Source organism: Collinsella sp. HCP3S3_E5 (genome assembly GCF_052067635.1).
In the GTDB taxonomy this organism is placed as follows: domain Bacteria; phylum Actinomycetota; class Coriobacteriia; order Coriobacteriales; family Coriobacteriaceae; genus Collinsella.
This window is the reverse complement of record NZ_JBQHQF010000010.1, coordinates 74,411-81,913: the sequence shown is the minus strand read 5'-3', so window position 1 is coordinate 81,913 and position 7,503 is coordinate 74,411. Positions and strand designations below refer to the sequence as shown.

General features: G+C 52.4%; 6 protein-coding genes. All 6 read right to left on the bottom strand.

All coding sequences use genetic code 11. The features are described from left to right. Nucleotides 1-79: 79 nt before the first annotated feature. The 6 genes from ACTM82_RS04740 to purM all read right to left on the bottom strand — a co-directional run bounded on the left by ACTM82_RS04740 (nucleotide 80) and on the right by purM (nucleotide 7,418). Complete coding sequence (locus tag ACTM82_RS04740) at nucleotides 80-2,941, bottom strand: VWA domain-containing protein (protein ID WP_441054632.1); 2,862 nt, start codon at nucleotides 2,939-2,941, stop codon at nucleotides 80-82. 19 nt (nucleotides 2,942-2,960) lie between these two features. Beyond that, nucleotides 2,961-3,605 (bottom strand): zinc-ribbon domain-containing protein, encoded by a 645-nt coding sequence (locus tag ACTM82_RS04735; protein ID WP_441054634.1) that lies wholly within the window; start codon nucleotides 3,603-3,605, stop codon nucleotides 2,961-2,963. A gap of 15 nt (nucleotides 3,606-3,620) precedes the next feature. After that, nucleotides 3,621-4,259, bottom strand: a complete 639-nt coding sequence (locus tag ACTM82_RS04730) for a double zinc ribbon domain-containing protein (RefSeq protein ID WP_441054636.1) — start codon at nucleotides 4,257-4,259, stop codon at nucleotides 3,621-3,623. Nucleotides 4,260-4,950: 691 nt separating this feature from the next. Then, nucleotides 4,951-5,337 carry a hypothetical protein gene (locus tag ACTM82_RS04725; protein WP_441054638.1) on the bottom strand — a complete coding sequence of 129 codons (387 nt, stop codon included), beginning with the start codon at nucleotides 5,335-5,337 and terminating at the stop codon, nucleotides 4,951-4,953. A gap of 289 nt (nucleotides 5,338-5,626) precedes the next feature. After that, on the bottom strand, nucleotides 5,627-6,325 hold the full coding sequence (gene purN, locus ACTM82_RS04720) for a phosphoribosylglycinamide formyltransferase (protein WP_441054640.1): 699 nt from the start codon (nucleotides 6,323-6,325) through the stop codon (nucleotides 5,627-5,629). Continuing rightward, nucleotides 6,315-7,418 carry a phosphoribosylformylglycinamidine cyclo-ligase gene (purM, locus tag ACTM82_RS04715; protein WP_441054642.1) on the bottom strand — a complete coding sequence of 368 codons (1,104 nt, stop codon included), beginning with the start codon at nucleotides 7,416-7,418 and terminating at the stop codon, nucleotides 6,315-6,317. The genes purN and purM overlap by 11 nt, the downstream gene beginning before the upstream one ends. Nucleotides 7,419-7,503 lie beyond the last annotated feature (85 nt).

Sequence of the window (7,503 nt, the reverse complement as noted above, 5' to 3'; positions counted from 1 at the left end):
CGGCGCGGCTGCGCCTATGGCACTTCAACATCATTGTCGCAGCCCCGACCCGCGGTCACGAGCGGGGGCTCCTATCTTTTTAGTGCCCTCGGATTGGGTCATAGTGTCTGTTGGCACTTGCCTCCAACGCCCTATCCGCAAACCCATCTCCGTCATCGTCTATTTCCATGCGCGTTTTAACGTCTCCATTGATTCCCACCACCGCTTGCATCGCAGGGTTAACCGAAACATCAGTGAATGAGCGCCGATCGGAATAGTCGCCCGCACTATCCATGAAGTCGCATTCGACCGTCATATCACCAGATCCCGTTCCTTCAATTCTCAATTGATACTCATCATCTGAGCGCAGGCGTATTACCTTGACCTCGTTTGCACGTGTCGTATCGCCCGTGCCTTCGGTTTCAATCTGTACGGTCCCAAAAGACGTTCTCCTGGTTCCGGTTTCTTCAGAAGAGAGCGTTTCCCCGTTACGCGCAACACTCACGTCAACTGGACATGCAACGCGAATATATGTGTAACGAACACCGTTAATCTCTGCAGCAATGTCCTCAAAAAAGCCCTTGAGGTCATCTTCGTTGGCAACATTGAAGTAGCAGCCCTCGCTTGCTATCGAACGCATTAGATCCTGTCCCGAAGCATCGAGATTAAAACCCAAGGTATAGAGCTTGATGTTCTCACTCTTGTATTTTTCAGCGCGGGCTTGTATCTGTTCTTCGTTTTCACCTGTTGTCGGCAACCCATCAGACATCAGAACTATTATTTTCCTTTGCTCACTCTTTTCGCCCGCCCCAGCATCCGATAGTAATTCGTGACCTCCGGACAACCCCAAGCCGATATCGGTGCCACCATTCGAGTCAATCGAATTAATTGCTTCCGCAGCGTAATCTTTACTCTCGCTCAGGGCACATGATGCAACCAGGTCGGAGCTGTACGCGCAAACCCCAAAACGAGCACCTTCTACATCGATGTCGTCAATCATTTTGTTGGCGGCTTTTTTGACATTAACCTCCGGATCGCCATCCATAGAACCCGATGCATCTAAAACAAGAGAAATATCTACAGGTTTTGGGCTGCTTGCATTCTGTGGATTCTGCGCTTTACCGGAATCATTCGAAGCGGCCCCCTTTAAAGCAGCGTTGAATTTCGCGCTGTCTACAGGCAAGTTGACCTCAACGAAGGCAGATTTTACACGTTGAGCACGAGAAGCATTCATGCCCATCGACGATGACTTGGCCAATCGTGCCGCCATCATAGTAAACAACCTTGCAAATTCTGGAAAATCAGCGGTCGGTGAAAGCATGTTCGTAACCATGAATGTCAGCGTACCAAGTTGTTCGGTGGTTATGGGAGACCCAGTTAGGCTGTTGTCTCCACACATTAGATACGCAGCATGGGATATAACGGTGCTGTTAATATGGCAATCCCTTAGGACAAACAACGTGTTGTCGTTCCACCAGCCGTCTTTTTTGTAGCTACTCGGATACCATCCCGTCCTATCTGCCCGACGTGACGTTCCTTCCATACACCATTCGATAGAGTTATCGAATATCCCATTGTCCGCCTCATCCCTAATTACATAGGACATAATGTCGCTTATTGCTTCTCCCAGCGACTTTTTCTCCGATTCCTCGCCTACCGATGCGGGGCTTATCTCGTTGACAACTCCATGTGTATACTCATGAGCAAGCGTTGAAAGCGTGTAGTATTTTTTACTCTTGCTGACGGAAATAAGCGAAATCGGATTCCCCGGGCTCCAGCCCTGAATTTGGGCATTCGACACCCCTGCATTGGTCAAACCGTAGACGGCACCGCCCACTCCATCTGCACCGCTATAACCCAAATGATTAGCGTAGTAGTCGTATGATTTTGAGAGGGCGTCTTGAAGCGCATCCGCCTTCTCATTCGCTTTGTCGATTCTCAGGTCCTGAGTATCCCTCAAGAAATATCTCGCTTTATCTTTGCTTTCGCCAAAGCAGGGTGACCCTTCATAGGTGCCAGTAAGGACTCGATCCCCGTTCTCGTCTACCCAATAATCTAGATCGTCGCTTATCCGATATATTTTCCCGGACTCTCCATATGCAGACAGTCTTTTTTTTGCCCATTTAACTGCTTTTTCTTTAAGCTTAGTTCCATCTAAAATATAAATATGGCGTTGTTCGTCTGTATATCGGCAGGTTCCGTTATTTGACACGTGCTGCGATTTCTTCTGATCTTCCACTTGCACTGGCGACCGTATCGATTCGTTTTCATCTACCAGATTCGTCTTACAAAGCACATCTCCGCTCACAGCCGAAACAACCACTTCAGATATTCCATTATCATTGGACAGTTCGATGACCCAGGCCCTTTCGATATCTCCATTGTCGCGAGCATACAGAACCGGCTTACTGCTCAACGTCTCGGCCCCATTAAGAGCGCCTTTAGCCACATCAACGGCCCCATCTACATCAACAGATCCCTCTTCGCCAAGCCAGCGTGTCGGAACACAGTTCGACGAAATGCCGATGGCTGCTCCATCCCCAGCAACCGCAACCGTTGCACATCTACCATATACGGGAATGTTGTCGGCTGTCTGATCAAACCGATAGAACGTTATTCCGTTGCTAATGGTTTCCTTTGCAGGAATTAACTCTATTATCTTTTCGCCGCCTGAACCCTTATTAACTATATCGGAAACAAACGCAATTGCATCTTCACCGCTTTCTATCACATCGCTTGCGCCTGAACAATCAATGACTGATGAAGTTTTGATATCTGTACTTGCGCCAGGGTCAACGACCCCTGCCGCCGCAACAACGTCCTCGACAAAATCAAGTACCGATTCACGCAAGCCCAATACGTTGTGCAACCAAATGCCAGCCACCATCAGCAAAGCGAGGCCCACCACCATCAGCTTGGCAGCTGCAGACCTCGCCCGATGTCGTTTATTCCCAATCATCATTTATAAAGATTCGTTTTATCTACTTATTTATGGATGTCCGCGACAAATAGGCGCAAATGCCCGTCATGGCCGCGCTGGGTATCACGAAGAGCGAAACTTCGGGCCACACCGAATTCATAAAAGCGTAAATGCACATCGTCGTTGTGCTGTGAAACGTATTGTCATCCGCATAAGGACCGATAAAGCCCACCAGCACCAATGAAACCAGAACGATCATTCCGAACTGAACCGCGATGAATTTCCAATCTTCACAGCGCATCGAACCCGGTTTCAGACGCTTTATAACTCTTAAAAAAGCATCGAGCGGAACAAAAACAAAAGACAGGGAGAAGACTGCATAGATAAGCACGCCCATGGCAGGCTCTATTCCGCTGTACATGCCCATAAGATTCGTAACCTTCTCGAAATTAGAGAAGAACGCGACCGCGGCACTGGCCGCCATCAAACCGCCGACAATGAACGCACCCGCCAAAGCAATCTTTTCGATGGAAGACAGCGATCCCAAAAAAGCCTCTCCCGTTGCATGACCTTTTATCGGCGGCACCGGAGTCTGCAGAGCCGGAGGTGTCTGGTTTTCCCGTGAGCTGCTTTCAATCTTTTGGCCGCACGAAGGACAGAACACAGCTTCGTCTGGAATTTGTGTTCCACAATGCCCGCAAAACATAACTCTCACCCCTTGCTACAAAACTCGACCGCATTCACCGCAAAAAACATCATCTGCCTCAACCGGTGAGCCGCAGTCGGGACAGACCGCGGACCCCACAGTCACCTTTACGGCTGTGTCCTCGGGCTCTACCGGGTTCGGTTCTATACTCATTTGACTAGAGACCTGTTCATTTCGACGCCTTACTGGCGACCCGCACTGCATACAGAACTGCTTTTCCTCACCGTAGCTGGCACCGCAGGCCGTACACACCCAATCGCCTTCGAATGCACTTTCTGTCGGCATCTTTGCGCCGCAGCCTACACAAAACGCAAAGCCAGTTGAATTGACTGTGCCACATTTGGTGCATGTTATTCCATGTCCTCCGCCGCTATTCCCTTGGTTTCCGCCCTGAAGCTGTACGAGCTGTCCGCGACACACTGCCATACGCTCTTCAATTTCAGAAATAGAGGCAAACTCTTGCGAAAAGGCACTACAAACATCGTCGTTGCTCCTGCATCTTTCGTAAGCAATCTGGCCAAGCTGTTGTATCAAGTCTTTTTTCTGAGATTGCAGCCTGGTGATTTCAGCCTGAATCTTCAGGCCCCTTGTTGCCTTATCAGCCGAATCGATTCCGCGACCAAGATAGTACGATGCACTGTCCATGATCCCCATGGCACCCTCCTCTTATCGACTGTCTCATTGTTTCCCGAAAAGCGTCGCATCGCATTAACATTTGATAATGCCCAAGAAGTTGGATTTATTCTGGATTGAGATTTGTTTGCTGCACAATTCATTTGGAGTAGGAAGCGCGTCGACTGAGCCACTTTTAGACGTTATGCTGCACGCGAGCACTGGGGCCTGCGCTCCACAGTCCCTCAGTTGGTATAACTCCAACAACGGATTGCACTCTCATTAAGCTTAAAATTTCGGATTTCTACAGAGCAGCAGAAAGCATCCCTCAAATTTTGTCCATTTATAATTCGTTGCTTGAGAGTGCATGCCACAATCACTGGAAAGTCGAAAACGTCATCAGGCACCTCAGCGCAAAGAATCGATACGAATGGTTTCTGAGAGAATATCCTGGACTGATCGATGCTATTCCCCATAGGTATATAGCATCGTTCTTAGGAATGACTCCGGTAACCCTGTCTCATGTTCGAAGTCAGCATTGGACTCGATCGGCATCTGCGCAACAACCGCACTAGCAGCAAACGGCTCAATCTGAGCAAAAAGAGGATGCGGACTGGTGAACAATTTATACTTTGATGTGTGCCGGGCTCGTGACAATGATGTTTGTCACGAGCCCGGCACGGTATTCATCTATGGCATTCCCCATCTTCACACGTTCGGCGTGTCTTAGCTCTCATTCTCTCGTGTACGTTTCGTGGTTGATAACAAGCTCATCCCCATTGAGAAAATAGAGCCTATCATTCGCATCTTCAGCTTCCTCTTTGCTGCTAGCTTTCTTCCAATGTTGAGAGCTGATATTTCCTTGACTGCTGCTTAGAACCAATGTCTTGTCTTCTTGAATCGTATAGCGATCGCAGCTTTCCAGCCACGCACCGTTATAGGTAAAAGGAACCGAACAGTCACCATTCTCATCAAATTGGAGAATTTCGTCTCCATCGTCGTTTGCCCAAGTTCCAACAATCGACTTCTCACCACATCCAACTAGACCAATCAGCGGGACAGAAGCCGCGGCAACGGCCATTTTAATTGCTGTTCGTCTCGAAAATAATTGTGCACCCATCTTTGCTCCCAACAGACAGCACCCGTACAAAACATAATTTGATTATCCCCATAAGATTATTTAGCGCATTATCATTTGATTATAGTCCGGCGTATCCCGAGCATAAAGAAGAGCAAATGGCTCTATTAGGCTAAATTTATCTCTTGCCGGATCGCGCCTTTTGGCGAAGCAATTGGACTATGGGCATCAAGTTGTGGCGATCGTTTGCCTCAAACAACGTAGATCTCAATGCATAAAAAATGGCGGTTAAGCGTACCTCCGACGCTTAACCGCCAACACAAACCAACGACTAGTGCGCCGGATCAATTGCCACCTTACCGCTCTCCAGCACGTGGACGCGGCCGTCAGCGAGCATCTGCACGACTTCGGGATACAGCACGTGCTCGATCGCATGGATGTGCTCCTCGAGCGTGTCGACGTCCCAGCCTTCCTCAACGGCCAGCGCGCGCTGGGCAATGATGGGGCCGTTGTCGTAGATCTCGTTGGCAAAATGCACGGTCACACCGGTCACCTTGACGCCGCGCGTAAAGGCATCGTCGATCGCATGCGCACCGGTAAAGCTCGGCAGCAGCGCCGGATGCAGATTGACAACGCGGTTGGGGAACGCCGCCAGCAGCGGCGTATGCACCATTCGCATGTAGCCAGCCATGACCACATACTCGCAGCCGCGCTCGAGAAGCTCGTGCGCAATAATCTCGTCGGCGGCGATAGGGTCGGCGTAGACATCCTTGGAGAGCGTCAGCGTCTGGATACCCGCACGCTCTGCACGCTGCAGGCCCTTGGCCGAAGGACGGCTCGACACCACGAGCTCGATCGAAGCATTGAGCTTGCCGGCGGCGATCAGGTCGACGAGCGCCTGTAGGTTGGTGCCCGAACCGCTGATGAGCACGCCGATCTTGAGCGGCTCGGTGGTATCGGTGCCGGTCGGACGGGTGTAGGGCACAAAGTCCAAGCCCTCGGCGGCAGCCATCTGCTCGTTAGCGCTCATCGGAGTACACGACCTTACCGGAGCCCTCGACGCATTCGCCCACGCGGAACGGCTTCTCGCCCAGCGCGACCAGGGTATCGGTTACCGCGGCCTCATCTTCGGGAGCGACAATCAGGCACAGGCCGACGCCCATGTTGAAGGTCTTGCATGCCTCGTTGGGCGTAAGCTCGGCCTGGTGCGAAACATAGGTGATGACGGGCGGAATGTCCCAGCCCATCTCGGCGCCATTGCGGGTGACCACGGCGTCGACGTTCTCGGCCAACGCACGGTTAAGGTTCTCGGTGATGCCACCGCCGGTGATATGGGCGATGGCGTGCACCGGAGCGCCGCCGCGGAGCAGCTCAAGAATCGGCTTGACGTAGATGCGCGTGGGGGCCAGCAGAGCGTCTGCCAGTGATGCGCCGCCGAGCTCCTCGAGCGGACGGCTCAGCTCCTCGGCCTTAGCGGCGGCCTCGGGCGTACCCGGCTTGATGCCGTCAACGCCGATGACTTTACGCACGAGCGAGTAGCCGTTGGAGTGCACGCCGGTGGAGGGAAGGCCCAGAATCACGTCGCCGGGGCGGACGTTGGCGGGGTCGAGCATCTTGGGACGGTCGACGACACCCACGGTAAAGCCGGCGAGGTCGTAGTCGGCGGGAGCCATGACGCCCGGGTGCTCGGCCATCTCGCCGCCCACGAGCGCGCAGCCCGCGAGCTTGCAGCCGTCTGCCACGCCCTTGATGATCTTTGCCATGTGCTCGGCCTCGATGTGGCCGATGGCAACATAGTCCAAAAAGAACAGCGGCTCGGCGCCCGAAGCCAAAATGTCGTTGACGCACATGGCGACCAGGTCCTGGCCCACCGTCTCGTGACGGTCCATGATCTGGGCGAGGACGAGCTTGGTGCCCACGCCGTCGGTACCGCTGATCAGGATCGGGTCTTCCATATCCTTAAGCGCGGCGGCCGAGAACAGACCGCCAAAGCCACCGATGCCGCCGATAACCTCGGGACGGTTGGTGTCCTTAACCATTTGCTTAATAGCGTCGACGGCGCGGCCGCCCTCGGCGGTATCGACGCCGGCATCCTCATACGTCACATGCTTGCTGTCGCTCATCTGAGCCTTCCTCTCCCACTACCGTTTGACACACAGACGCCAAACAGTGCCCATAGTTGCCCTCAAGTTGGCGCACACGGTAACA